The 25,602-nt window shown below is 64.9% G+C and carries 19 protein-coding genes; 15 read left to right on the forward strand and 4 right to left on the reverse strand.

From position 1 onward, the window contains the following. Positions 1 to 9 precede the first annotated feature (9 nt). Positions 10 to 927 (reverse strand): ABC transporter permease subunit, encoded by a 918-nt coding sequence (locus AC1Q6Z_RS12790; RefSeq protein WP_435265671.1) that lies wholly within the window; start codon positions 925 to 927, stop codon positions 10 to 12. Between the two features lie 77 nt (positions 928 to 1,004). After that, the gene (locus AC1Q6Z_RS12795; protein ID WP_435265670.1) at positions 1,005 to 2,126 is read right to left on the reverse strand and encodes an ABC transporter substrate-binding protein; all 1,122 of its coding nucleotides are present in this window, start codon (positions 2,124 to 2,126) and stop codon (positions 1,005 to 1,007) included. 294 nt (positions 2,127 to 2,420) lie between these two features. Here AC1Q6Z_RS12795 and AC1Q6Z_RS12800 point away from each other — a divergent pair, with 294 nt between their 5' ends. Genes AC1Q6Z_RS12800 through AC1Q6Z_RS12825 form a run of 6 tightly spaced genes read left to right on the forward strand, consistent with a single transcriptional unit; the run spans position 2,421 to position 11,096 of the window. Beyond that, on the forward strand, positions 2,421 to 4,505 hold the full coding sequence (locus tag AC1Q6Z_RS12800) for a hydantoinase/oxoprolinase family protein (protein ID WP_492648083.1): 2,085 nt from the start codon (positions 2,421 to 2,423) through the stop codon (positions 4,503 to 4,505). An 11-nt stretch (positions 4,506 to 4,516) separates the two neighbouring features. Then, positions 4,517 to 6,175 carry a hydantoinase B/oxoprolinase family protein gene (locus AC1Q6Z_RS12805; protein ID WP_492648084.1) on the forward strand — a complete coding sequence of 553 codons (1,659 nt, stop codon included), beginning with the start codon at positions 4,517 to 4,519 and terminating at the stop codon, positions 6,173 to 6,175. Beyond that, entirely contained in the window at positions 6,172 to 7,383 is a 1,212-nt protein-coding gene (locus AC1Q6Z_RS12810) for a pyridoxal phosphate-dependent aminotransferase (RefSeq protein WP_492648085.1), read from the forward strand. Before AC1Q6Z_RS12805 ends, AC1Q6Z_RS12810 begins: the two co-directional genes overlap by 4 nt. A gap of 11 nt (positions 7,384 to 7,394) precedes the next feature. Next, positions 7,395 to 8,201, forward strand: coding sequence for an NAD-dependent epimerase/dehydratase family protein (locus AC1Q6Z_RS12815; protein ID WP_492648086.1), 807 nt, complete (start codon positions 7,395 to 7,397; stop codon positions 8,199 to 8,201). Next, positions 8,201 to 9,394 (forward strand): NAD(P)/FAD-dependent oxidoreductase, encoded by a 1,194-nt coding sequence (locus tag AC1Q6Z_RS12820; RefSeq protein ID WP_492648087.1) that lies wholly within the window; start codon positions 8,201 to 8,203, stop codon positions 9,392 to 9,394. The genes AC1Q6Z_RS12815 and AC1Q6Z_RS12820 overlap by 1 nt, the downstream gene beginning before the upstream one ends. A 16-nt stretch (positions 9,395 to 9,410) precedes the next feature. After that, a complete protein-coding gene (locus AC1Q6Z_RS12825) occupies positions 9,411 to 11,096 on the forward strand; it encodes a thiamine pyrophosphate-binding protein (RefSeq protein ID WP_492648088.1) in 1,686 nt (561 codons plus the stop codon). A 6-nt stretch (positions 11,097 to 11,102) separates the two neighbouring features. Here AC1Q6Z_RS12825 and AC1Q6Z_RS12830 read toward each other — a convergent pair whose 3' ends face one another. Then, positions 11,103 to 11,834 carry a FadR/GntR family transcriptional regulator gene (locus tag AC1Q6Z_RS12830; protein WP_256116540.1) on the reverse strand — a complete coding sequence of 244 codons (732 nt, stop codon included), beginning with the start codon at positions 11,832 to 11,834 and terminating at the stop codon, positions 11,103 to 11,105. A gap of 32 nt (positions 11,835 to 11,866) precedes the next feature. After that, positions 11,867 to 14,917, reverse strand: coding sequence for a D-2-hydroxyglutarate dehydrogenase YdiJ (gene ydiJ / locus AC1Q6Z_RS12835; protein WP_492648089.1), 3,051 nt, complete (start codon positions 14,915 to 14,917; stop codon positions 11,867 to 11,869). A 101-nt stretch (positions 14,918 to 15,018) separates the two neighbouring features. Between ydiJ and AC1Q6Z_RS12840 the strand changes: the two genes are divergently transcribed. From AC1Q6Z_RS12840 to AC1Q6Z_RS12880, 9 genes are all read left to right on the forward strand, one after another. Next, on the forward strand, positions 15,019 to 15,768 hold the full coding sequence (locus AC1Q6Z_RS12840; protein WP_256116542.1) for an SDR family NAD(P)-dependent oxidoreductase: 750 nt from the start codon (positions 15,019 to 15,021) through the stop codon (positions 15,766 to 15,768). After that, complete coding sequence (locus tag AC1Q6Z_RS12845) at positions 15,761 to 16,504, forward strand: SDR family oxidoreductase (RefSeq protein ID WP_492648090.1); 744 nt, start codon at positions 15,761 to 15,763, stop codon at positions 16,502 to 16,504. Before AC1Q6Z_RS12840 ends, AC1Q6Z_RS12845 begins: the two co-directional genes overlap by 8 nt. A 10-nt stretch (positions 16,505 to 16,514) precedes the next feature. Then, the gene (locus tag AC1Q6Z_RS12850) at positions 16,515 to 16,715 is read left to right on the forward strand and encodes a hypothetical protein (protein WP_439615663.1); all 201 of its coding nucleotides are present in this window, start codon (positions 16,515 to 16,517) and stop codon (positions 16,713 to 16,715) included. 65 nt (positions 16,716 to 16,780) lie between these two features. After that, positions 16,781 to 17,383: an ANTAR domain-containing response regulator gene (locus tag AC1Q6Z_RS12855; RefSeq protein ID WP_439615662.1), complete on the forward strand. Its 603-nt coding sequence runs from the start codon at positions 16,781 to 16,783 to the stop codon at positions 17,381 to 17,383. After that, positions 17,380 to 18,591 carry a CmpA/NrtA family ABC transporter substrate-binding protein gene (locus AC1Q6Z_RS12860; RefSeq protein WP_492648091.1) on the forward strand — a complete coding sequence of 404 codons (1,212 nt, stop codon included), beginning with the start codon at positions 17,380 to 17,382 and terminating at the stop codon, positions 18,589 to 18,591. Before AC1Q6Z_RS12855 ends, AC1Q6Z_RS12860 begins: the two co-directional genes overlap by 4 nt. Before the next feature lie 310 nt (positions 18,592 to 18,901). After that, entirely contained in the window at positions 18,902 to 20,128 is a 1,227-nt protein-coding gene (locus AC1Q6Z_RS12865) for an MFS transporter (protein WP_492648092.1), read from the forward strand. Positions 20,129 to 20,143: 15 nt separating this feature from the next. Beyond that, complete coding sequence (gene nirB / locus AC1Q6Z_RS12870; RefSeq protein WP_492648093.1) at positions 20,144 to 22,594, forward strand: nitrite reductase large subunit NirB; 2,451 nt, start codon at positions 20,144 to 20,146, stop codon at positions 22,592 to 22,594. Positions 22,595 to 22,598: 4 nt separating this feature from the next. After that, the gene (gene nirD, locus AC1Q6Z_RS12875; protein ID WP_439615658.1) at positions 22,599 to 22,934 is read left to right on the forward strand and encodes a nitrite reductase small subunit NirD; all 336 of its coding nucleotides are present in this window, start codon (positions 22,599 to 22,601) and stop codon (positions 22,932 to 22,934) included. Continuing rightward, entirely contained in the window at positions 22,934 to 25,591 is a 2,658-nt protein-coding gene (locus tag AC1Q6Z_RS12880) for a nitrate reductase (protein ID WP_492648346.1), read from the forward strand. Before nirD ends, AC1Q6Z_RS12880 begins: the two co-directional genes overlap by 1 nt. Positions 25,592 to 25,602: the final 11 nt, after the last annotated feature.

Consider the following 25,602-nt stretch of genomic DNA (forward strand, 5'->3'; position numbering starts at 1 on the left):
TTCCTCCCGTCAGACCTTCTGCACTTCCGGCCGGCCGAGCAGGCCGTAGGGGCGGAAGAACAGTAGGATGATGAGGAGCGAAAAGGCGAAGACGTCCTTATAGTCGGTGCTGACGTACCCGGCGAACAGCGCCTCCGTCAGCCCGAGCAGGATGCCGCCGAGCACCGCGCCCGGAAGCGAGCCGATGCCGCCGAGTACGGCGGCGGTGAACGCCTTAATGCCCATAACGAAGCCGATGAAGAAATTGAACGAGCCATAATTGAAGGTCACCAGCGTGCCGCCCACGGCGGCCGTCGCCGCGCCGATGACGAAGACAGAGGAGATGATCCGGTCCGTGTTGACGCCGAGGATGGCGGAAATCTGCCGGTTCTGCTGGGTGGCGCGGCATTCGCGGCCGATGCGCGTGTAGTTGATCACATAGGTGAGGATGCCCATGGCGACCAGCGCTGCAATCAGGATCACCGTCTGCATGTATGTGATTTGTACGAAATGCTGGCCCTCGCCGAAGCGGAAGGCGCCCTGGATGAGGATCGGCACGCCCTGGTCGCGCGCGCCCTGTGAGATCTGCACATAGCTCTGCAGCATCAGCGATATGCCGATCGCCGAGATCAGCGGCGCGAGTTTGGTCGAGCCCCGCAGCGGCCGGTAGGCCACTCGCTCGATCGCCCAACCATAGATGCCGGTGATGACGCACGTGATGATGAGGATCGAGATCAGCGCGAAGGGCACGGACTGGAAGCCGAAGAAATGCAGCACTGCGAGCGTGATCGCGGCGATATAGGCGGAGACCATGTAGACATCGCCATGGGCGAAGTTGATCATGCGGATGACCCCGTAGACCATGGTGTATCCGACGGCGATGAGGCCGTAGATCGTGCCGAGCGTCACGCCGTTGACGAGCTGCTGCGCCAAGATGAACGCGTCCATGGCGAACCCCTTTATGGATTGTTCTGGCAATCGGAGGCCGGCTGAAGACGGGCTTCAGCCGGCCGGCTTGAAGGAGCTTAGTTGCTCGGAACCGGGGCGCCCGCGTCGTCGAAGGCGTAGAAGACGAACTTGAAGTCCTTCACGTCGCCCTTGTCGTTCCAGGCGAGATCGCCGACCGCCGACTTGACGGAGTTGGCGCGAAGCCAGGCGATCTGGTCCTCGACGGAGCCTTCCTTGGTGCCCTGGACGGCTGCGACGATGGTCTGCGCGCTGGCATAGCCGAAGAGCGTGTAGTTGTCGGGCGCGATGTTCGCCTTCTTCAGTGCGGCCTGCGCATCCGCCGTCGCCGGGTCTTCCAGCGGATTGGCGGCGGAGGAGTAGTAGACGTTCTTCAGGTTCTGCGCGCCGCCGGCGGCGGTGACGATTTCGGTTTGGGCCAGCGCATCGCCGCTGACGAACTTCACGTCGAGGCCTTGTTCGTGGATCTGGCGGATGAGGGGACCGGCTTCCGGAATGAGGCCGCCGAAATAGACGGCGGTGGCGCCAGCGCTCTTGATCTTGGTGACCAGTGCATTGAAGTCGCGCTCGCCGCGCGTCAGGCCCTCATAGAGCACCGGCTCGACGCCGCGCTCTTCCAGCGTCTTCTTCAAGGCATCGACGAGGCCCTGGCCATAGGTGTCCTTGTCGTGGATCAGCGCGATCTTGTCGAGCTTCAGCGTATCGAGAATGAAGGCGCCGGCGACCACCGCCTGCTGGTCGTCGCGTCCGCAGGTGCGGAACATGGTGTCGAAGCCGCGATCGGTGACGATCGGGTTGGTCGAGGACGGCGTGACGGTCAGGATGCCGTTGTCGTTGTAGATCTCCGAGGCCGGGATCGTGCTCGACGAGCAGAAATGGCCGACGACTGCCTGCACCTTGTCCTGGTCGACGAAGCGGTTGGCGACGGCGACAGCCTGTTTCGGCTCGCAGGCATCGTCGCCCTTCACGAGCTCGATCTGCTTGCCGTCAATGCCGCCGGCGGCGTTGACCTCGTTCACATAGGCCGAGACGCCGGTCCACACCTGCTCGCCGAAGGTGGCGTTGGCGCCGGTCATCGGGCCGGCGACGCCGATCTTGATGGTGTCGGCAGCGAGTGCCGGAACGAGAAACAGCGAAGATGCGATCGCGGTGGCCGCGAAGAATGTCGAGAAACGAGTCATGAAAGGCTTCCCTCTGGTTAAGCCGTTGATCTTCCTTGATGCGACGCGCGTTCAGCCGGCGTTCTGGTTCTTTTTTCCCGCCCGCCGCGGCTCTTTTGGCCGGGTTGGTGGCAAACGGCCTCTGTCGTGATTGCGACGCTTCCCCTGTCGCAATCCGTCGGTATTTAAAGTTGACACATGTATGATAAGTGATATATCCAAAATCCGTCAAGCAGAAATCTTGCATCGCTGCGCCAGCCGTGGAAACTGGTGCTCAAAGGTCAAAGCGACATGGAATCGAGTGTGGGGAACGACATGGTGAACAACGCACCGCGGAACTGCCGCGTCGGGGTGGATATCGGCGGCACCTTCACGGATATTGCCCTCGATGTGGATGGCACGCTCCATTCGACGAAGGTGCTCACCGACTACACCGCCCCGGAGCGGGCGATTCTCAAGGGTGTCGCCGCCGTCGCCGAGCTCGCCGGCATCGCGCTCTCGGAAATCGGCCTGCTGATCCACGGCACGACGCTCGCCACCAACGCGCTGATCGAGCGGCGCGGCGCCAAGACCGCCTTCGTCACCACCGAGGGTTTTCGCGACACGCTGGAAATGCGCACGGAAAACCGCTTCGAGCAGTACGATCTCAACATCACCCTGCCGCCGGCACTGATCCCCCGGGCAGACCGCTTTACCGTGCGCGAACGCATGAACGCTGCAGGCAAGGTGCTGCTGGCGCTGGACGAGGCCTCCGTCGAGGCCGTCGTCTCGGCCATCGCGGCAGGCGGCTATGAAAGCGTCGCCATCGGCTTCATCCACGCCTATGCCAATGGCGCGCACGAGGCCGCCGTGCGTGACGCCATCGTCAAGCGCCTGCCGCATGTCTCCGTGTCGATTTCGTCGGAAGTCTCGCCGCAGATGCGGGAATTCGAGCGCTTCAACACGGTCTGCGCCAATGCCTATGTCAAGCCGGCGATCAAATCCTATCTCGACCGCCTCGTCGTCTCGCTGAAGGAGATCGGCGTCGGATGTCCGGTCTTCATGATCCATTCCGGCGGCGGCATCGTCTCCGTCGAAAGCGCCTCGGAGTTTCCGGTGCGCCTCGTCGAATCCGGTCCCGCGGGCGGGGCGATCTTCGCCGCCGATATCGCCCGGCGCCACGGGCTCGACACGGTGCTCTCCTTCGACATGGGCGGCACGACGGCCAAGATCTGCCTGATCGAGAACCAGGTGCCGAAGACAGCAAAGACCTTCGAGGTCGCCCGCACCTATCGCTTCCGCAAGGGTTCCGGCATGCCGATCTCCATTCCGGTGGTCGAGATGGTGGAAATCGGTGCCGGCGGCGGTTCCATCGCCGGCGTCGATGCCATGCGCCAGATCCGCGTCGGGCCGCATTCCGCCGCCTCCGAGCCGGGTCCGGCCTGTTACCAGCGCGGCGGCAAGAACCCGACCGTCACCGATGCCGACCTCATCCTCGGCAAGCTCGACCCCGATAATTTCGCCGGTGGCGCCATTCCGCTCTCCGTCGAGGCGAGCCGTCAGGCCATGGCCGACGATATCGGTGCGGTGATCGGTCTCGATCCGGACGGCGCCGCCTACGGCACCTGCGAGATGGTGGACGAGAACATGGCCAATGCCGGCCGCGTCCACACGGTCGAAAACGGCAAGAACATCGCCGATTTCACCATGATCACCTTCGGCGGTGCCGGCCCGCTGCATGCCGCAAGGCTTTGCGAGAAGATGGGCATCTCCACCTTCCTCGTGCCGGCCGGTGCCGGTGTCGGTTCGGCCATCGGCTTCCTGCGCGCGCCCTTCGGCTATGAATCGGTGCGCAGCGCCGTCTTCAATCTCTCCGATTTCGATTTTACCGCGGCCAATCATCTGCTGGACAGCATGAAGGCCGAGGCGACCGGCTTCGTGGAAGGCGGGCTGGATGCCGGCGCACCGGTGATCGAACGCACGCTCTTCATGCGCTATGCGGGGCAGGGCTGGGACATTCCCGTGGCGCTCGCCGCCGATCGGTTCGATGCTGCGAGCGCGCAAAAGCTCGTGGACCTGTTCGAAGCCGATTATGCCCGCTTCTTCGGCCGCGCCATCGAGGGGCTGGACATCGAGATCGTCAGCTGGTCAGTAAAGGCCAGTTCGCCGCTGCCGCCGGTGGAGCGGGTTGCCGCCATCGACGAGGGCAGCGTCGTCACGCCGGCAAAAACCCGCCGCCTGTTCGAAGCCGCGCAAGGTGCCTTCCTCGATGCCGGCATTCATGACCGTGACGACCTGAAGCCCGGCGATGTCGTGAAAGGCCCCGCCATCGTCGTCGAGCGCGAGACTTCCACCATGCTCACCGCCGCCTTCAAGGCCATCGTGCAGAACGACGGCTGCCTGCGCGTCACCCGGCTGTAAGGAACGAACCGATGAACCAGTCGATGATCGATATCCATATGCAGGTCATGTGGAACCGCCTGATCTCCGTCGTGGAAGAACAGGCCCAGACGCTGATCCGCACCGCCTTTTCCACCTCCGTGCGCGAGGCGGGCGACCTCTCTGCCGGGGTCTTCGACCTCGAAGGCCGCATGCTGGCGCAGGCCGTCACCGGCACGCCGGGCCATGTCAACGCCATGGCCGAATCCGTCGCCCATTTCATCCGCGATATCGGTCCGGAAAACATCTTTGAAGGCGATGTCTACATCACCAACGACCCGTGGAAGGGCACCGGCCACCTGCACGATATCACCGTCGTCACGCCCTCCTTCCATCATGGCAAGCTGGTCGGTTATTTCGCCTCCACCGCCCATGTGGTCGATATCGGCGGGCGGGGTTTCGGGCCGGATGCGCGGGAAGTGTATGAAGAGGGCCTCTTCATCCCGATCATGAAGTTCTTTGAGCGTGGCGAACTGAACCGCACCCTCATTCATATCGTGCGCAACAATGTGCGCGAGAGCGACAAAGTGGTCGGCGATTTCCATGCGCTTGCCGCCTGCAACGAGACCGGCCACCGCCGCCTCATCGACATGCTGACGGAATTCAACCTCGAAGACCTGTCGATGATCGGCGGCTTCATCCTGAAGCACAGCCGCGAGGCAACGTTGGAGCGGCTGAAAAACCTGCCGCACGGAAGCTGGTCCTACAGCCTCGATCTCGACGGCTACGACGAGCCCGTGCATCTCGCGGCAAAACTCACCATCGGCCCGGAGGGCGTGCTGGTCGATTTCGACGGCACGTCCGGCATGAGCAAGTTCGGCATCAACGTGCCGCTGGTCTACGCCAAGGCCTACGCCTGCTACGGCATCAAATGCGTGGTCGCGCCGGAAATTCCGAACAACGCCGCCTCGCTCGCGCCCTTCGACGTTGCGGCGCCCGAAGGCTGCATCCTCAATGCCAAGCGGCCGGCACCCGTTGCCGTGCGCCACGTGCTCGGCCATTTCGTGCCGGATCTCGTGCTCGGCGCGCTGCACCAGGCGCTGCCCGGCCAGGTGCCGGCGGAGGGTGCCAGCGCGCTCTGGAACCTGCATATGAGCGTGCGCCCCCTCTCCGACCAGATCGGCGGCAAGAGCGCGGAAATCCTGATGTTCAATTCCGGCGGCTCCGGCGCGCGCGCCAGCCTCGACGGCCTCAATGCCACCGCGTTCCCGAGCGGCGTGCACACCATGCCGATCGAGGCGACGGAGAATGTCGGCCCGGTCATCGTCTGGCGCAAGGAACTGCGCGAAGGCTCCGGCGGTGCAGGCGCCCAGCGCGGCGGCCTCGGCCAGATGATCGAGATCGAGGCGGCCGAAGGGTTTTCGTTCCGCTTCTCCGCCATGTTCGACCGCCTGAACCATCCGGCCCGCGGTCGCGACGGTGGCCTCGACGGCGCGCCCGGCGGCGTGGCGCTCGATGACGGCACGGCGCTGAAGGGCAAGGGCCTGCAATTCGTGCCGGAAGGCCGGCGCCTTGTGCTGTCGTTGCCCGGTGGCGGAGGTTATGGCGATCCGGCCGCGCGCCCGGCAGAGGCCGTCGCCCATGACGTCAGGCATGGTTACATCACAGAGGAGCAGGCCGCGCTTTATGGCAAGGCGGGAGGCAAGGCATGAACATGATCGCGTTTGAAAGCCTTCGGGCATCCACCATCAAATCCTCGCCCTCGATGGCCGTTTCCATGGCGGCGAAGGCGATGCGGGCCAAGGGCGAAGCGGTGATCGACCTCTCGCTCGGCGAGCCGGATTTCGACACGCCCGCCCATATCGTGGACGCTGCCGTGGACGCAATGAGGCGCGGCATCACCCGCTACACCGCGCCGGACGGCCTGCCGGAACTGCGCGAGGCGATCGTCCGGAAATTCAAGCGCGAAAACGGCCTCGACTATGCCATGGACGAGATTTCCATCGGCAACGGCGCCAAGCAGATCCTGTTCAACGCCTTCCTCGGCACGCTGGAACCCGGCGACGAGGTGGTCGTGCCGGCGCCCTACTGGGTCTCCTACACGGACATCGTCATCTTGCACGGCGGCGTGCCTGTCATCGTGCCCTGCGGCGTCGAGCATGCCTTCAAGATCACGCCCGAACGGCTGGAAGCGGCAATCACGCCGAAGACCCGCTGGTTCCTGTTCAACTCGCCGTCCAACCCGACGGGCGCTATCTACACCGCCGACGAGCTGAAGGCGCTGGGCGCAGTTCTGGCCCGCCATCCCCGCGTCGCCATCATGTCGGACGAGATCTACGAGCACATCGTCTGCGCCGACGTGCCCTTCACCTCCTTCGCCAATGCCTGCCCGGATCTGCGCGACCGCACGCTGCTTATCAACGGCGTCTCCAAGGCCTATGCCATGACCGGCTGGCGGCTCGGCTATGCGGCGGGGCCGAAGGCGCTGACGAAGGTGCTGAACAAGATGCAGTCGCAGAGCACGACCTGCCCCTCGTCGATCACCCAAGTCGCGGCCACGGCGGCGCTGAACGGCCCGCAGGATTTCGTGACGACGGCTGTCGCGGAGTACAAGGCGCGCGGCGAGCTGGTGACGCGCGGCTTCCGCGCCATTCCGGGACTTGAGGTGCGCGCGCCGGAAGGCGCCTTCTACCTCTTCCCGAAATGCGCCGCCCATATCGGCAAGACCGCGCCGGATGGCAGCGTGATCGAGAATGACACGGCGCTTGCCGCCTACCTGCTGACGGAAGGCAAGGTCGCGACCGTGCCGGGCGCTGCCTTCGGCGTCGAGCCCTATATCCGCCTGTCCTTCGCCACATCGCGCGACAATCTCACGCTGGCCATCGCGCGCATCGCCGATGCCTTGGCCCGGCTTCGCTAACGAGGAACCCCATGTCCCATTTCCAGAGAGTTTTATTGACAGGGGCGGCAGGCGGCGTCGGCACGGCGCTTCGCCAGTCCGGCACGCGGCTCGGCAATATCGTCCGGCTTTCCGATCGAAAGCCTTGCGAAAACGTCGCCTCGCATGAGGAGGATTTCCCGCTTGAACTCGCCGATTTCGATGCGGTTTCGGAAGCGGTAAAAGGCTGTGACGCCATCGTGCATCTCGGCGGGCAACCGCTCGAAGGGGCCTGGAAGACCATCCTCGATTCCAACATTTCCGGCGGCTACCACATCTACGAGGCCGCGCGCCGCCACGGCGTTAAGCGCATCGTCTATGCCAGCTCCGTGCACGCCATCGGCTATTACGAACGCACGGAGACGATCGACGGCACCGTGCCGACGCGGCCGGATAGCCTCTACGGCGTCTCGAAAACCTTCGTGGAAAACCTCGGCCGCTACTATTTCGACAAGTTCGGCATCGAGACGGTCTCGCTCCGCATTGGCTCCTGCTTCCCGGAGCCAACGGACCGCCGCCACCTCATCACCTGGCTCTCCTACCGCGATTGCCGCCAGTTGGTCGAAAAGAGCCTGTCGGCGCCGCGCGTCGGCTTCATGGTCGCCTATGGCATGTCGAACAATTCGCAGGCCTTCTGGGACAACCGCACCGCCGCCGTGCTCGGCTACAAGCCGCAAGACAGCGCCGACGACTATGCCGACAAGGTTTTCGCCAAGACCGAGCAGGGCGACCCGAACGACCCGGCCGTGCGCTATCAGGGCGGCAGTTTCACGGCTGCCGGTCATTTCGAGGACGAGTGATGCAGGCTTCGAAGACATCCTATGACGTCGTGATCGTCGGCGGTGCCGTTGTCGGCAGCGCTGCGGCCTATTTCCTCGCCACCAATCCCGATTTCACCGGCTCCGTGCTGGTGATCGAGAAGGACTGGACCTACCAGCGCTCAGCCACCGCGCTCTCCTCCAGCTCCATCCGCCACCAGTTTTCCAACGCGATCAACGTCAAGGTCTCGCAGTTCGGCACGGAGTTCATCCGCAATTTCAAAGAGAACGTCGCAGTCGACGACGACACGCCGGAAATCGGCTTTCACGAGAACGGCTATCTCTTCCTCGCCGGCGACGAGCGCGGCAGCGAGGTGCTGCGTCGCAACCATGAAACGCAGGTCGCCTGCGGCGCCGAGGTTTCGCTGCTCGATCCCGAGGGGCTCGGCCGGCGTTTCCCATGGCTGAACGTCGAGGGACTGACGCTGGGCAGCACCGGCGAGCGCGGCGAGGGCTGGTTCGACAGCGTCGGTCTCCTCCAGGGCTTCCGCAAGAAGGCCCGGTCGCTCGGCGTCGAATATATCGAGGACGAAGTTGTCGCGGTGAACCGCGAGGGCGATCGCGTGGTTTCGGTAACGACGAAGGGCGGGCAGACGATCGCCTGCGGCACGATGGTCAACACCTCCGGCACCAATGGCAAGAAGATGGCCCGCATGGCCGGCCTCGACATTCCGGTCGAGCCACGTCGACGGTCGCTGTTCGTCGTGGATTGCCGCACGCCGCTCGAAGGCCCGGTCGGCCTCACCATCGACCCGACCGGCGTGTTCTTCCGCCCGGAGGGGAAGTTCTACCTGATGGGCACCTATCCGAAACATGATCCGGAGGTCGATCCGAACGATTTCGAGGTGATGCACCATGAATTCGAGGATGAGATCTGGGAGACGCTCGCCCATCGCGTGCCGGCCTTCGAGGCGATCAAGGTCGTGAACAGCTGGGCGGGGCATTACGATTATTGCACGCTCGACCACAATGTCATCCTCGGCCCGCACAGCGAGGTGAAGAACTTCCTCTTCGCCAACGGCTTTTCCGGCCATGGCCTGCAACAGTCGCCGGCCATGGGGCGCGGGCTTTCGGAACTGATCACCTATGGCGGCTTCCGCACGCTCGACCTTTCGCCCTTCGGCTACGCGCGCGTGGCCGCGAACCGCCCCTTCCTTGAAGACGCCGTGATCTGACGGCCGGGAGACAGACATGAAAACCGAGAACAAGGCCCGCAGCGGCGGCCAGGTGCTGGTCGACGCCTTGAGAATCCATGGCGTCGAGCGGGTGTTCGGCGTGCCGGGCGAGAGCTATCTGGCGGTGCTGGATGCCTTCCATGATGCGGAACAAGCGATCGAATTCGTCATCTGCCGGCAGGAAGGCGGGTCGGCCTATATGGCGGAAGCCTATGGCAAGCTGACGGGCAAACCGGGCATCTGCTTCGTCACCCGCGGGCCGGGCGCCACCAATGCCTCGGTCGGCGTGCACACGGCTTTCCAGGATTCGACGCCGATGATCCTGTTCATCGGCCAGGTGGCGCGCGACCAGATGGAACGCGAGGCCTTCCAGGAGATCGACTATCGCCGCATGTTCGGTCAGATGGCGAAATGGGTGGTGGAGATCGAGGATGCGGCGCGCATTCCGGAGCTCATCAGCCAGGCCTTCCACCGTGCCGTCAACGGTCGGCCGGGACCGGTGGTGGTGGCGCTGCCGGAGGATATGCTGACGGATGTTGTGACGGTTCCCGATACGCCGGCCTTCAAGCGCGTCGAGGCCTATGCCGGCGAGCCGCAGCTCGGCGAACTGACCGCGTTGCTGGCGAAGGCCGAGCGTCCGATGGTCGTCGCCGGTGGTGGCGGCTGGACGCAGCAGGCCGTTGCCGATCTCAAGGCCTTTTCGGAAGCCTTCTCGCTCCCGGTCGCCGCCTCGTTCCGCTGCCAGGACCTGTTCGACAATACGCATCCGAACTACGCGGGCGACCTCGGCCTCGCCGCCGGGCCGAAGTTGATCCAGCACGTCAAGGACTGCGACCTGCTGATTTCCATCGGTGCCCGCCTCGGCGAGATGACCACGGGTGCCTATACGCTGATCGATATTCCGGTGCCGAAGCAGGCGCTGGTGCACATCCATCCCGGCGCCGAAGAACTCGGCCGCGTCTATCACGCGACGCTGCCGATCAATGCGAGCGTCGCCGGCTTCCTGTCGCAGGCGGCGAAGCTGAAGCCCGCCGCTACGCCTCGTTGGGTCGAATGGACGAAAGCGGCGCATGCCGACTATCTCGCAAACATCGATTACCCGCAGGTGCCCGGCCTCGTGCAGATGGGCGCGGTGATGGAATGGCTGCGCGGCCACCTGCCGGCCGATGCGATCCTGACGACGGGGGCGGGCAACTATTCCGCCTGGGCGCATCGCTTCTACCAGTACCGCACCTTCCGCACACAGCTTGGGCCGACCAACGGCTCCATGGGCTACGGCGTGCCGGCGGCGATCGCGGCAAAGATCACCGCGCCGGAGCGCACGGTGGTGGCCTTTGCCGGCGATGGCTGCTTCCTGATGAACGGGCAGGAACTGGCGACGGCCATGCAATATGACGCCCGCGTCATCTTCCTCGTCATCAACAACGGCATGTACGGCACGATCCGCATGCACCAGGAACGAAACTATCCCGGCCGGGTTTCCGGCACGCGGCTCACCAATCCGGATTTCGCCGATCTCGCCCGCTCCTACGGCCTGCACGGCGAGACGGTAGAGAACACGGAAGAGTTCGCCGATGCCTTCCGACGCTCGGAGGCATCCGGCAAGCCGGCGCTGATCGAGATCCGCATCGATCCGGAGGCGCTGACGCCGAAGATGAGCCTGTCGCAGATCCGCGAGCAGGCGCTTGCCGCGGGCCGGTGACGATGCTCAGTCGTCCGCTTCGCTGCCGGCCGGTTCGTCGAGCATCAGCCGGTAGCGGCTGAGGCTTTCCTCCAGATGCGCGGCCAGCGCCTGCTTGGCCGCCTTCGGGTCGCCCTGGGTGATCGCCGCGAGGATGGCGGCGTGCTCCTTGTTGATCTTCTTCAGATAGGCATTGTAGGAGCGGCCGGACTGGCGGTGTTTCAGCACGAGATCGAAATTGATCTCGCCCATCACCGCGACAAGGAAACGCGGAAAATGCGGGTTGCGCGTCGCCTTGGCGATGGCGAGGTGGAATTCGAAATCCGCGCGTGCCTCGATTTCCGCATCGCTCGTGTCGAGGTTCTCGATATAATCGAAAGCACGGGCGATTTCGGCGAGCGCTTCGGGCGTGCGGCGCTGGGCGGCAAGTGCGACGGACTGCATTTCCACGCCGAGCCGGAGTTCGAGGATCTGCATTGCCGAGCGGATGTCATCGATCCGGCTGATCTCGAAGTTCAGCGTCTTGGCGTCCTTCTCCGTGACATAGACGCCCGCACCCTGGCGGGCCATGACGCGGCCTGCCACCTTGAGCGAGGTCAGCGCCTCGCGGATGACGGTGCGCGAGACGCCGAACTCCTCGCACAATTGGGCGCTTGACGGAATCTTCTCGCCGGGCGCATAAAGTCCGGAGTCCATGCGCTCGGCCAGTTTGGCGACGACGATTTCCGCGAGATTGCCGCGCTGCGTGATGATCGACATGGCGATCCCGCCTTTGTTGAAGTTTACATTTATCACATATCATACATGGCGCCGTCCTTGAGGGGAAGCGCCGCGTCGTCTTCAAGTCTTGCGAGAAGGATTTGTAGAGGATGCGGAATCTGCCGCCCGCCCATCAGCTTTGCCTGCGCGCGGCAGGAATAACCGGTCGCCATCACCACGTCGTCGGTCCCGGCGGCCGCAAGCGCAGGCTGCCAGCTCATGGCATAGAGCCTTTCGGAAATCTCCCGGTTGCGCACCTCATGACCAAAGGTGCCGGCCATGCCGCAGCAGCCGGTTTCGACTGTGACCACGTCGATGCCGAGTTTGGCGAAGACGGCAATCCATTGGCCGACGGCGGCGGGCGCGGCGCTGCGCTCGGTGCAATGCGCCATGAGACGATGGCGCGGCCATTTGCCGGGAAGGGTGGGCAGGCGATCGGTGAGGGTCGCGAGCCATTCCTGCGGAAGAAGCACACGCGCTCGCATGGCAGCCGTGCCGGCATATTCGCTGCGAAAGGCGAGCGTCATCGAAGGGTCGAGGCCGACGAGGGGGATGCCCGTTTCGGCCAGCTGGTCGAGATGCCGCGCGGTGCGCCGCGCCGTCCTTTGGAAGGTGCCGAGATAACCATGCACGTGCAGTGCCTTGCCGTTCAGCAGCGGCGGCGCGAGGAACGGGTGCATCCCGAGGCGCCGTGCGACCGCCACGGCATCCAGCAGCACCTGCGGGTCGAAATGTTCGGTGAAGGCGTCCGGCACGAAGATAACCGCATCGGCGCGTTGCGCGGGGTCGAGCCGCGCGAGCGCTTGCGGTGTGGCTGTCGGCACGCGGCCGAGTTCCTGGCGCAGCGAAAGCGCGGGGAGGGTGGGAAGCGCGGTCAGGCCTGCGCGCCGCAGCAGCACCCTGCCGAGGGACGAGCCGACGGCGAGGTTGTAGAGCGGCCGCGCCCGCGCCATCAGCGGCAACATCGTTTCGATGGTCGCGACGATCGGGTCCTTTAGCGGCCGCAGATAACGTCCGTAATAGAGCTCGAAAAACTTGGCACGGAAGGCCGGCACGCTGACCTTGACCGGACATTGCCCGGCGCAGGCCTTGCAGGCGAGGCAGGTGTCCATCGCCGCGCGCACCTCGTGGGAGAAGTCATCGCGGTTGGCGGGGTTCAGGCTGTTCCAGGCCCGTCGCGCAAGCCGCAGGATGACGCTCGTGCGGCGCTGCTGTTCGGCCTCGCGGCGTGGATCGATGCCTTTTTCGGAAAGCCGCCGCAGCCATTCGCGCATCAGCGAGGCGCGCCCTTTCGGCGAAAAACGCCGGTCGCGCGTTGCCTTGTAGGAGGGACACATGAGGTTGTCGGCATCGAAATCGAAACAGGCGCCGTTGCCGTTGCAATAGGCGGCGTTGTCGAAGGCGGCGCGGATATCGTTGCCGATGGCACGGTCGAGCGTTCCGCGCAGCGGCACTGCGTCGACCTTCGGCAGGCTGCTGCCCGCAGGCGCGACGATCTTGCCGGGGTTCAGCTGGTTGAGCGGATCGAAGGCCTGCTTGATTTCCTGCAGGCGCGGATAGAGCGGTCCGAAGAAGGCCGGCACATATTCCGAGCGAACGCCCTTGCCATGTTCGCCCCACAGCACGCCGCCGTATTTTTGCGTCAGCGCCACGACGGCATCGCTGATGCGCCGGACGAGCGCTGCATGATCGTCCCGGGTGAGATCGAGCGCCGGGCGCACATGCAAGACCCCGGCATCCACATGGCCGAACATGCCGTAGGTAAGCCCCTCCGCGTCCAGCAGTGCGCGAAACGCGCGGATGTAAGCAGCGAGATGTTCCGGCGGCACGGCGGTGTCCTCGACGAAGGGCACGGGCCGCGTCGGCCCCTCCACATTGCCGAGCAGCCCGACCGCCCGCTTGCGCATCGCCCAGATGGCTTCGATATCGGCCTTTTCGGCAGTGATCGTGTAGCCCTTGCGACCGGCGAAGGCGGTTTTCGCAAGCGCCGCCGTGACGGCCGCAAGCTTTTCGGAAAGCTCTTCCGGCGCATCGGCCAGCACTTCGGCGATGTTGATGCCGTTCGCGTCGCTGGGAAAGAAGGCGGCGATGCGTGGCCAGACGATATCGCCTTTGGCAAGCCGCAGCACCGTCTCGTCGATGGTCTCGACCGAAGCAACATCGAGCGCGACGAGGGTACGGGCGTCTTCGAGGGCGGCGTTGAAATCGTCGTAGCGGATGTTGATGAGCGCCGCGCAGGCGGGAATGGGAAGCAGATTGAGTTCCGCCTCAGCGATCATCGCGAGCGTGCCCTCGGAGCCGCAGAGAACCGCGTTGAGGTCGAAGCGGCCGTCGCCGCGCTGAAGATGGGCGAGGTCATAGCCCGTCATGAAGCGGTTGAGTTTCGGGAAGATCTTGTCGATCAACGCCTTGTCGTCACGGGCGATGCGGGCCAGCGTGCGATGGATATGGCCGATGCGGTCCTGCCGCGCCTGAAGCGCCCGCAGCTCCTCCTCGCGCACCGGGCGGGAGAGAAAATCGCTGCCGTCCGACAGCACCACGCGAAGGCCGAGCACATGGTTGCTGGTCTTGCCGTAGAGGCACGAGCCCTGTCCGCAGGCGTCGGTGGAGACCATGCCGCCGATCGTCGCGCGGTTGGACGTGGACAATTCCGGCGCGAAGAACAGGCCGTGCGACGCCAGCGCCTTGTTCAACTGGTCCTTGACGACGCCGGCCTCGACACGGGCGATGCGGCGAACCGGGTCGATCTCCAGAATCCTGTTCATGTGGTGCGAGCAGTCGACGATGATGCCTTCGCTCAGTGACTGGCCGTTCGTCCCGGTGCCGCCGCCACGGGGTGCGATCGTGACGCCGGAAAATTCCGGGCGGGCGAGGGCCTTGGCAATGCGCTTGAGATCGCCGATGTTTTTGGGAAAGACGATGCCGGCGGGTTCCACCTGGTAGATGGAGTTGTCCGTGGAAAACACGAGCCGGTCCGCAGGCCCCGCGCCGATATCGCCCTCGAAGCCTTGGGTCGCGAGATGACGAAGGAAATTGTCGCTTGGCGAGGCGATGCGCCGGTCGGCATCGAGGCGGGGAATCATGGGCAAGGGTTCCGGAAGCGGCTTGCACTTCGTAAAAGTTAGCATATAAGTGATAACATACCAATATGGCCACGCAACTTGAAAATCGCGAGGAGTGAAACGTGAAGAACCAGTCTGTTGTCATCGTCGGCGGCGCTTCGGGCCTCGGTCTCACGACGGCCAAGCTGATGATCGCGCACGGCGCGCAAAAGATCGGCCTGATCGACCGCAACGAGGCGCTGCTCGCCACTTCCGCGGCGGAATTGGAAGCTCTCGGCGCCGAGGTGGCGACGGCGGTGGCGGACATTTCCCGCGCGGAGACGGCGCATGCGGGCTTCGCTGCAGTTGCCGGCAAGCTCGGCCGCGTGCACGCCCTCGTCAACAGCGCGGCGATCTATCCGCGAAAGGCCATTCTCGACATTACCGACGAGGACTGGGACCTGGAAAACGCCATCAACGTCAAGGGCACCTATCACATGATGGTCGCCGCCGTGCGGCACATGCGCCAGTTCGTCAACCCGCCGGAAGTGACCGGCCGCATCGTCAACATCACCTCGGTCGATGCCTTCAAGGCCCATCCGCAGAACGCGCATTACGCCGCCACCAAGGCCGCCGTCGTCAGTCTGACGAAATCCTTCGCGCAGGAATGCGCCAAGGACCAGATCTTGGTGAATTCCGTGGCCCCCGCCGGCTTTGCCACGGACCGCGCCAAGGAACTCGGCTTCCTGCCGGAACTTGCGAAAGCCAGCGCGCTCGGCCGCGCGGCGGAACCGGTTGAAATGGCCGAATGGATCGTCATGATGGCCTCCAGCCGCAACACCTATGCGACCGGCGAGAATGTCGTGATCAGCGGAGGTTACATCTATGTCTGACGCCTATCGCGTCGCCGTCGTCACGGGTGCGACCAGCGGCATCGGCAAGGCGATCGTGCCCATGCTGCGCGGGCGCGGGCTGACCGTCCATGCCGTCGGCCGCAACGAGGCGGTGCTGACCGAACTCGCCGAAAGCTGCGGCGCCGTGCCCGTGGTGGCGGATGTGCGCGACACGGCGCGCATCGCGGACGCGCTGGCCGGCGTCGAGGTCGATATCCTCGTCAACAATGCCGGCATCCTGTCGACCCGGGCGGCCTTCCAGGACATCGATCCCGCCGAAATCGACGCGATGATCGACGTCAACCTCAAGGCGCCGATGCATCTGACACGCGCCTTCCTGCCCGGCATGGTCGCCCGCAAGCGCGGCCATCTCATCTATATCGGCTCCAGCGGCGGGCAGGCGCCCTATCCGGGCATGGGCGCCTACGGACCTTCGAAGGCCGGGCTCAGCCTGTTTTGCGATAACCTGCGCTGCGACCTGCTTGGCACCTCGGTGCGGGTCAGCGAGATCGTGCCGGGCCGCGTCCAGACGGCGCTCTACCGCACCTCCATCCCCGACAACCAGGCCTCCGCCGTACTCTATGACGGCTATCGGCCGATCCAGCCGGAAAACATCGCGCAGGTCGTCAACGACGTGATCGCGCTGCCGGCCCATGTCGACGTCGCCCGCGTCGAGGTTTTCCCGACCGACCAGGCGACCGGCGGCGGGACGATGGTGAAGTTCGAGGCACCGTAGGAGAAACGCTATGGCGGGGGATGGCGACAAGGAAAAAGGAAAGACGGAGGAGGCGCCCGATCTCGTCCGGCACTATCGCCCCGTCGCGATCCGCTCCGTGCTCGCCGCCCACGCGATGATCCCGCGAACGCCCGTGCCCACCGTCTCGGAGCCGTCGTCGGATATGGGCTTCGCCTTGCCGACGGGGTTTCATTCCATTCCAGAGGATTGAGCCTCCCGGCTTGATTTCGCCGCGCGCATGGCGCATCTGGCATGCGACCTCAACGCGGTGGCGGCATGAAAGCAAGCGGACTGAACGTACTGGTCATCGACGAGAACCGGATTCGCGCCGCCATCATCGAGGAGGGCCTGCGCGATTCGGGCTATGACCAGGTCACCGTCATCGACGTGATGCACGGGCTCGCCCGGCGCATCGCCGATCTCAACCCGGACGTGATCGTCATCGATCTCGAAAACCCCAACCGCGACATGCTGGAGAGCATCTTCCAGCTTTCCCGCGCGGTGAAGCGTCCCATCGCCATGTTCGTCGACAAGTCGGACGAGGCCTCCATCGAGGCCGCGGTGGAGGCGGGCGTCTCCGCTTACATCGTCGACGGGCTGAAGCAGGAGCGCGTACGGCCGATCCTGAAAATGGCGATCAGCCGCTTCAACGCCTTTTCCCGCCTCAGCCGGGAGTTGGAGGAGACGCGCGGCGAACTGGAAAACCGCAAGGCGATCGACCGCGCCAAGGGGCTCTTGATGCGCTCGCGCGGGCTTTCGGAAGAGGAGGCCTATGCGCTGCTGCGCCGCACGGCGATGAACCAGAACCGCAAGATCGTCGAGATCGCCCAAAGCCTCATCACGGCGGCCAGCCTGCTCGATCCGGGAGTGAAGGAATGACGATGCGCCACGCCATCACCGCCGGTTTCGTGCCGCTGCTCGACAGCGCGCTCCTCGTCGTCGCCCGGGAAAAGGGTTTTGCCGAGGCACAGTCGATCGATCTTACCCTCGTGCGCGAACGCTCCTGGGCGAGCATTCGCGACCGCCTTGCCGTTCGCCAGTTCGATGTGGCGCATATCCTCGGCCCCATGCCGATCGCCTGCAATCTCGGCCTCAGCGCGCCGGCGCCCGACATGATCGTGCCGATGGCGCTGGGGCTTGGCGGCAATGCCGTCACCGTCTCGGCGACGCTGTGGCGGGCGATGGCGGGGGAGGGCGCGACGGCCGATCTCGACGCGCGTGCCAATGGCGCGGCGCTTCGCAAGGTCATCGACGGGCGGAAAGGCGAGCCGCTGCGCTTCGGTGTCGTGCATCCCTATTCGGGGCATAATTACGAGCTACGCTACTGGCTGGCGGCCAGCGGCATCGACCCGGACCGTGATATCGAGATCGTCGTGCTGCCGCCGCCGGACATGGGCGATGCGCTGGCGGAAGGCGCCATCGACGGCTATTGCGCCGGCGAGCCCTGGAACACGTTTGGCGTGGTGAAACGCGGCGGGCATCTCGCCACCGTCAAGGCCGCGATCTGGCGGTCGAGCCCGGAAAAGGTGCTGGGCGTCAATGCCCGCTGGGGCGAAACGCATCCGGAAGCATTGGCCGCATTGCTCGTGGCGCTCTACGAAGCGTCCCTGTGGTGCGCCCGGCCGGAAAACCGCGAGGAACTGGCGCAGCTTCTGGCAAAACCCGTCTATGTCGGGCGGGATGCCGCGCTGCTGCTGCCGGCGCTGAGCGGGGAGCTTCCGGTCGGCGGCGGTGCGGTTGAACGCGTCAGCGACTTTTTCGTGCCCAATGCCAAGGCCGCGACCTTCCCCTGGAAAAGCCATGCGCTATGGTTCTACACCCAGATGGTGCGCTGGGGGCAGGTCGCGCATACGGCCGAACGCCAAAAGATCGCCGCGGAAACCTATCGGCCGGATCTCTATCGCGCCGCGCTGAAGGGGCTCGGCATCGCCATGCCGTCGGCCAGTTCCAAGGTCGAGGGTGCCCTGAAGGTGGAAACGCCGGTCGGCTCGTCCGGGGCGCTGACGCTCGGGCCGGACGGCTTCTTCGATGGCGGGCGTTTCGATCCGGATGCCGTGGATGCCTATATCGCGGCGCAAATGCGATAGCGCTTATTTTATGCGCACTGCACAAAAAGTGGCTTCTTTCGTGCGCATGCGCCAAGCATTGTCTTGCGCGGCGGTCTCAAAAATTTCCCAATAGCTTTCAGAATCAAGTGTTTGAAGAAACTGGCACGCTGATTGCTTTGTTTCTTGCGGGCCTTCGGGTCACGAAATCGGCGTCCAACGACGGGCGCCTCCAGCAAAGCCGCTGATCAGGATTGTGCGCACCCTTGAGGGTCGCGCGTGCCTGGCCAGCGGCTTTTTGTTTTTCAACCCCATGATTTTCGGCACGACCTTGTCGGGCCTCGGAGAAGCCATGTCTGAGAACAAGCAGCCCCTGTCCCCGCGCGAACCGGCAATCGCGCTTTGGATGTCTACCTTCGCCTTCACCATCTGTTTCGCCGTCTGGACGATCTTCGCGATCATCGGCATCCGCATCAAGGATGACCTCGGGCTATCCGAAGCCCAGTTCGGCCTGCTCGTCGGCACGCCGATCCTCACCGGCTCGCTGGTGCGCATCCTGCTCGGCGTCTGGACGCCGCGCTACGGCGGCCGCCTCGTCTATACGCTCACCATGCTGGCGGCAGCGCTTTCGACGCTGCTGCTTTCCCACGCCACCACCTTTCCGCAGATGCTGCTCGCAGGCCTCGGCGTGGGGCTGGCCGGCGGGTCCTTTGCCGTCGGCGTCGCCTATGTCTCACCCTTCTTTCCGGCGGAAAAGCAGGGCACGGTGCTCGGTATGTTCGGGGCCGGCAATGTCGGCGCGGCGCTGACGAAATTCCTCGCGCCCCTCGTGCTCGTCGCCGCCGGCTGGCAGATGGTGGCGGAAATCTGGGCTGCGGCTCTGATCCTCACGGCCTGCCTCTTCTGGTTTACCACCAGCGACGACCCGGCCTTCCGCAACCGCCGCGACGGCAAGGCGCCGAAGCGCAGCCTCGCCCAGGAATTCGCGCCGCTGAAGAACGCCCGCGTCTGGCGCTTCTCGCTCTATTATTTCTTCGCTTTCGGCGGCTTCGTTGCTCTGTCGCTCTGGCTGCCGCGCTATCTGGTCGGCGTCTACGGCTTCGATATCGCCACCGCCGGCATGATCGCCGCCGCCTATTCCATTCCCGGCAGCATTTTTCGCGCCCTCGGCGGCATGCTGTCCGATCGCAAGGGCGCGCGTTCCGTCATGTACTGGATGTTCGGTGTTTCGGCCGTCGCCACGCTGATCCTGTCGCTCCCGACCGGTGTCACGCCGATCATCTTCATCGCCGTCGTCTTCGTGCTCGGCTTCGTCATGAGCCTCGGCAAGGCGGCGGTCTACAAGCACATCCCGGCCTATTACCCCGATAGCGTCGGCGCGGTCGGCGGTGTCGTCGGCATGGTCGGCGGGCTCGGCGGCTTCGTGCTGCCCATCGCCTTCGGCCTGCTCAAGGATGCGACGGGCCTCTGGTCGAGCTGTTTCCTGTTGCTCTTCGCCGTCGTCGCCGTCTCGCTTCTCTGGATGCACCTCTCCATCCGCCAGATGGAGCGTCCCTCCGTCTCCGCCGTCGCCGCGTAATTGTAAGGAAACACCATGACCGAGAAACTCGTCATCATCGGCAACGGCATGGCCCCGGGCCGCATGCTGGAGCATCTGCTGGAAAAGGCGCCCGGCCAGTACGAGGTCACCATCTTCAACGCCGAGCCGCGGGTGAACTACGACCGCATCATGCTCTCGCCGGTGCTCTCCGGCGAGAAGGATTACGAGCAGATCATCATCCACGGCGACGGCTGGTACATCAAACACGGCATCACCCTCTACAAGGGCCACCGCATCATCGCCATCGATCGCGATGCCAGGACGGTCACCTCCGATCACGGCGTCACCGAAAGCTACGACAAGCTGGTGATCGCCACCGGCTCCGTGCCCTTCATCATCCCGGTGCCCGGCAACAACCTGCCCGGCGTCATTACCTATCGCGACCTTGACGACGTGCAGGCCATGCTGCTCGCCGCCCAGTCGCGCGAAAAGGCCATCGTCATCGGCGGCGGCCTGCTCGGCCTGGAAGCGGCCGCCGGCCTTGCCGGCCGCGGCATGGATGTCACCGTGCTGCACGTCATGCCCACCCTGATGGACCGCCAGCTCGACCCCGCCGCCGGTTACCTCCTGCAGAAAGAACTTGAAGGCCGCGGCATCAAGATCCTCTGCAAGGCCAACACCAAGGCCATCGTTGGAAACGGCAAGGTCGAGGGCATCGAGCTTGACGATGGCCGCGTCATCCCCGCGACGCTCGTCGTGATGGCCGTCGGCATCCGCCCGAGCGTCGGGCTCGCCAAGGAGGCTGGCCTTGCCGTCAATCGCGGCATCGTCGTCGATCACGGCATGCAGACCTCGGACGGCAGCATTCTGGCGCTCGGCGAATGCGCGGAAGTGGGCGGCATGGTCTACGGCCTCGTCGCACCGCTTTACGAGATGGCCCGCGTCGCCGCTTCGCATCTTGCCGGTGAGCGTTCCGCCGCCTTCGTCCACTCCGATACGCCGACCAAACTGAAGGTGACCGGCATCGAACTTTTCTCGCTCGGCGATTTCGCCGATGGCGACGACCGGGAGGAGATCGTGCTGCGCGACGCCTCGGCGGGCGTCTACAAGCGGCTGGTGCTGAAGGACAACCGCATCATCGGCACGGTGCTCTATGGCGAGACGGCGGATGGCGCCTGGTTCAACGACCTCAAGAAGAAGGCGACCGACATTTCGCAGATGCGCGAGACGCTGATCTTCGGCCAGGCCTATCAGGGGGGCGCTCCGCTGGACCCTATGGCGGCCGTTGCAGCCTTGCCGGATGATGCGGAAATCTGCGGCTGCAACGGCGTCTGCAAGGGCCGGATCGTTTCGACCATCACCGACAAGGGCCTGACCTCGCTGGACGACGTGCGCGCCCACACCAAGGCGTCGGCCTCCTGCGGCTCCTGCACCGGCCTCGTCGAGCAGTTGATGACGCTGACGCTCGGCGACAGCTACAACCCCGCCGCCGTCCAGCCGATGTGCGGCTGCACCGATCTCGGCCATGACGACGTGCGCCGCCTGATCAAGGCCAAGGGGCTGAAGACCATTCCGGCCGTCATGCAGGAACTGGAATGGAAGACCTCCTGCGGCTGCGCCAAGTGCCGCCCGGCGCTCAACTATTACCTCGTCTGCGACTGGCCGGACGAATATGCCGACGACTACCAGTCGCGTTTCATCAACGAGCGCGTGCACGCCAACATCCAGAAGGACGGCACCTATTCCGTCGTGCCGCGCATGTGGGGCGGCGTCACCAATGCGGGGGAATTGCGGGCGATTGCCGATGTCGTCGACAAGTTCGAAATCCCGCTGGTGAAGGTGACGGGCGGCCAGCGCATCGACCTGCTCGGCATCGAGAAGGAGGACCTGCCCGCCGTCTGGGCCGATCTCGGCAAGGCCGGCTTCGTCTCCGGCCAGGCCTATGCCAAGGGCCTGCGCACGGTGAAGACCTGCGTCGGCTCCGACTGGTGCCGCTTCGGCACGCAGGATTCCACCGGGCTCGGCATCCGCATCGAAAAGTTCATGTGGGGCTCCTGGACGCCAGCCAAGCTGAAGCTCGCCGTCTCCGGCTGTCCACGCAACTGCGCCGAGGCAACCTGCAAGGATATCGGCGTGATCTGCGTCGACTCGGGCTTCGAGATCCATTTCGCCGGCGCGGCGGGCCTCGACATCAAGGGCACCGAGGTGCTCGGCCTCGTCAAGACCGAGGACGAGGCGCTGGAGCATATCGTGGCGCTGACGCAGATGTATCGCGAGCAGGCGCGTTATCTGGAGCGCATCTACAAATGGGCCAAGCGCATCGGCCTTGAGGAAATCCGCCGCCAGATCATGGGCGATGAGGCGAAGCGCAAGGCCTTCTACGGCCGCTTCGTCTTCAGCCAGAAGTTCGCCCAGGTCGACCCGTGGTCGGAGCGCGTCTCCGGCAAGGACAAACACGAATTCCGGCCGATGGCGACGATCGGCTATACGCAGGCCACGGAGTGAGCGCATGGACATGAACTGGATCGCCATCGGCAACATCGCCGATATCCCGCTGCGCGGTGCCCGCTGCGTGAAGACGCCGCAGGGCAGGATCGCCGTCTTCCGCACGGCCGAAAACGAGGTCTTCGCCATCGAGGATCACTGCCCGCACAAGGGCGGGCCGCTGTCGCAGGGCATCGTGCATGCCAAGGCCGTGACCTGCCCGCTGCACAACTGGGTGATCTCGCTCGAAACCGGCAAGGCGCTTGGGGCCGACCAGGGGGCGGTGAAGACCGTGCCGCTGCGCAACGAGGACGGCGCCCTCTTCATCGCGCTCGAAAGCCTGATGATGGCGGCGGAATGATGGAACAGGAGGTCAAGACAACCTGCCCCTATTGCGGCGTCGGCTGCGGCGTCATCGCTAAGGTGGGCGACGACGGCACGGTCTCCGTCAAGGGCGACCCGGACCATCCGTCGAACTACGGGCGGCTCTGCTCGAAGGGATCGGCGCTCGGCGAGACGGTCGATCTCGACGGACGCCTCCTCCATCCGGAAATCGGCGGAAAGCGGGCGGATTGGGACGACGCGCTCGACCTCGTCGCCCGGACGTTTTCCGCCGCCATCGCCGAACACGGCCCGGACTCCGTCGCCTTCTACGTCTCCGGCCAGCTCCTGACCGAGGACTATTACGTCGCCAACAAGCTGATGAAGGGGTTCATCGGCTCGGCCAATATCGACACCAATTCGCGGCTCTGCATGTCGTCCTCCGTCGCCGGCCATCGCCGCGCCTTCGGGGCCGATACGGTGCCGGGGACCTACGAGGACCTGGAACTGGCCGACTTGGTCATCCTCACCGGCTCGAACCTCGCCTGGTGCCACCCGGTCCTTTACCAGCGGCTCGCCGCCGCCAAGGCGAAGCGGCCGGGCATGAAGATCGTCGTCATCGATCCGCGCCGCACGATGACGGCCGATCTTGCTGACCTGCATCTGGCGATCCGCCCGGACACCGATGTCGCGCTGTTCGTCGGCCTCTTCTCCCATCTCGTCCTGAACAACGCGATCGACCAAAACTATGTCGCGGCGCATACGAACGGCTTTGTGGAAGCCTTCGTGGCCTCGTCTTCGGTCTCCTTTGCCGACGTGCTGGAGCAGACCGGCCTGCCGGCCATGCAACTGCGGGAATTCTACCGGCTTTTCACGACGACCGAGAAGGTGGTGACCTGCTACAGCCAAGGGGTCAACCAGTCGTCGTCAGGCACCGACAAGGTCAACGTCATCCTCAATTGCCACTTGGCGACCGGCCGCATCGGCCGGCCGGGCATGGGGCCATTCTCGCTGACCGGCCAGCCGAACGCCATGGGTGGCCGAGAGGTCGGCGGGCTTGCCAATATGCTGGCCGCCCATATGGCGATCGAAAGCGCGGAAGACCGCGACCGCGTGCAGCGCTTCTGGCAATCGCCGCGGATTGCCGAAAAGCCGGGGCTGAAGGCCGTCGATCTCTTCCAGGCGGTTGCGGACGGCCGCATCAACGCGCTGTGGATCATGGCGACCAACCCCGTCGTCTCCATGCCGGATGCCGATGCCGTCGCGGCGGCGATCAAGGCCTGTCCCTTCGTCGTCGTCTCCGACATCCTGAAGACGACGGACACCGCCCGCCACGCCCATATCCTGCTGCCCTCGCTAGGTTGGGGCGAAAAGAGCGGCACGGTCACCAATTCCGAGCGCCGCATTTCAAGGCAGCGGAGCTTTCTGGATGCGCCGGGCGAGGCCCGCGCCGACTGGTGGCAGCTTGCCGAAGTCGGCCGCCGTATGGGCTTTGCCGCCGCCTTCGATTATGAAGCGCCCGCTGAGGTTTTCCAGGAGCACGCGGCGCTTTCCGCCTTCGAGAACGAGGGCGGCCGCGATTTCGACATCGGCGCCTATGCCGGGCTCACCCCGCAGGCCTACGATACGCTCGCCCCGTTCCAATGGCCGCAGCCGGCGGAGGGCGGCAAGGCCGAAACCCGTTTTTTCGCGGAGGGCGGCTTCTACCACGCGGACGGCAAGGCGCGGTTCGTCGCGGTCGAGCCAACCCCGTCGGACCGCACCAGCACGACCTATCCCTTCACCCTCAACACCGGCCGCATTCGCGACCAGTGGCATACGATGACCCGCACGGGAAAAAGCGCACGGCTGTCCTCGCATATCGCCGAGCCTTTCGCCGAGCTGCATCCGCGTGATGCGATGGAGATCGGGGTCGGCAATGCCGGCCTCGTCGAAATCGAGAGCCCGCAGGGCAAGGCGGTCGTGCGCGCCCTCATCACCGATCGCCAGGCGCGCGGCAGCCTCTTCGTGCCGATGCACTGGAACGACCAATTCGCCGCGGCGGGCCGTATCGATGCCGTCGTGCCGCCCGTGACGGACAGGATCTCCGGCCAGCCCGCCTCGAAAAACGTCGCCGTCGCAGCCCGCAAATTCAAGGTGGCGCACTATGGCTTCGCGGTGTCGCAGGCAAAGCCGGACAGCCTCGACGCGGCCTATTGGGCGCTGGCGAAAGCGGAAGGCGGGTGGCGGCTCGAACTGGCGTTCGACCAGCCTGTCGAGGATTGGTGCGAGTGGTGCCGCAAAACCCTGTCCATTCCCGATGGCATCGAGCCTCTCGGTTATACCGACCGCCCGTCCGGCGAGGTCCGGCTCGCCTTCTTCGATGGCCCGCGCCTGCTCGCGGCCTTTTTCCTGGCGCGCGAGCCGGTCGCCGTCGCGCGCAGCTGGGCGGTCGCGCAGCTCGGTGCCGAACATGCCAACCTGCGCAAGCGCTTCGCCCTCGTCGCCGGGCGCCCGGGTGCCGACAAGCCGGACCCCGGCGCCACCGTCTGCGCCTGCTTCGGCGTCGGCGTCAACCAGATCGTTGCGGCCGTGCGGGGCGGCTGCCGCAGTGTCGACGCGGTGGGCAAGGCGCTCAACGCGGGAACCAATTGCGGGTCCTGCCGCGGCGAAATTCAAAACATCGTCGATGGATGCCTCGCCGCCGCCGCGGAATGAAGGCGGAGGTG

Source organism: Shinella sp. GW835-FHT14H05, from assembly GCF_058793575.1.

What these genes read in the sequence shown, in the direction of transcription:
- AC1Q6Z_RS12790 (WP_435265671.1), bottom strand. Translation starts at nt 927, where the DNA reads ATGGACGCGTTCATCTTGGCGCAGCAGCTCGTCAACGGCGTGACGCTC.
- AC1Q6Z_RS12795 (WP_435265670.1), bottom strand. Translation starts at nt 2,126, where the DNA reads ATGACTCGTTTCTCGACATTCTTCGCGGCCACCGCGATCGCATCTTCG.
- AC1Q6Z_RS12800 (WP_492648083.1), top strand. Translation starts at nt 2,421, where the DNA reads ATGGTGAACAACGCACCGCGGAACTGCCGCGTCGGGGTGGATATCGGC.
- AC1Q6Z_RS12805 (WP_492648084.1), top strand. Translation starts at nt 4,517, where the DNA reads ATGAACCAGTCGATGATCGATATCCATATGCAGGTCATGTGGAACCGC.
- AC1Q6Z_RS12810 (WP_492648085.1), top strand. Translation starts at nt 6,172, where the DNA reads ATGAACATGATCGCGTTTGAAAGCCTTCGGGCATCCACCATCAAATCC.
- AC1Q6Z_RS12815 (WP_492648086.1), top strand. Translation starts at nt 7,395, where the DNA reads ATGTCCCATTTCCAGAGAGTTTTATTGACAGGGGCGGCAGGCGGCGTC.
- AC1Q6Z_RS12820 (WP_492648087.1), top strand. Translation starts at nt 8,201, where the DNA reads ATGCAGGCTTCGAAGACATCCTATGACGTCGTGATCGTCGGCGGTGCC.
- AC1Q6Z_RS12825 (WP_492648088.1), top strand. Translation starts at nt 9,411, where the DNA reads ATGAAAACCGAGAACAAGGCCCGCAGCGGCGGCCAGGTGCTGGTCGAC.
- AC1Q6Z_RS12830 (WP_256116540.1), bottom strand. Translation starts at nt 11,834, where the DNA reads ATGTCGATCATCACGCAGCGCGGCAATCTCGCGGAAATCGTCGTCGCC.
- ydiJ (WP_492648089.1), bottom strand. Translation starts at nt 14,917, where the DNA reads ATGATTCCCCGCCTCGATGCCGACCGGCGCATCGCCTCGCCAAGCGAC.
- AC1Q6Z_RS12845 (WP_492648090.1), top strand. Translation starts at nt 15,761, where the DNA reads ATGTCTGACGCCTATCGCGTCGCCGTCGTCACGGGTGCGACCAGCGGC.
- AC1Q6Z_RS12850 (WP_439615663.1), top strand. Translation starts at nt 16,515, where the DNA reads ATGGCGGGGGATGGCGACAAGGAAAAAGGAAAGACGGAGGAGGCGCCC.
- AC1Q6Z_RS12855 (WP_439615662.1), top strand. Translation starts at nt 16,781, where the DNA reads ATGAAAGCAAGCGGACTGAACGTACTGGTCATCGACGAGAACCGGATT.
- AC1Q6Z_RS12860 (WP_492648091.1), top strand. Translation starts at nt 17,380, where the DNA reads ATGACGATGCGCCACGCCATCACCGCCGGTTTCGTGCCGCTGCTCGAC.
- AC1Q6Z_RS12865 (WP_492648092.1), top strand. Translation starts at nt 18,902, where the DNA reads ATGTCTGAGAACAAGCAGCCCCTGTCCCCGCGCGAACCGGCAATCGCG.
- nirB (WP_492648093.1), top strand. Translation starts at nt 20,144, where the DNA reads ATGACCGAGAAACTCGTCATCATCGGCAACGGCATGGCCCCGGGCCGC.
- nirD (WP_439615658.1), top strand. Translation starts at nt 22,599, where the DNA reads ATGGACATGAACTGGATCGCCATCGGCAACATCGCCGATATCCCGCTG.
- AC1Q6Z_RS12880 (WP_492648346.1), top strand. Translation starts at nt 22,934, where the DNA reads ATGGAACAGGAGGTCAAGACAACCTGCCCCTATTGCGGCGTCGGCTGC.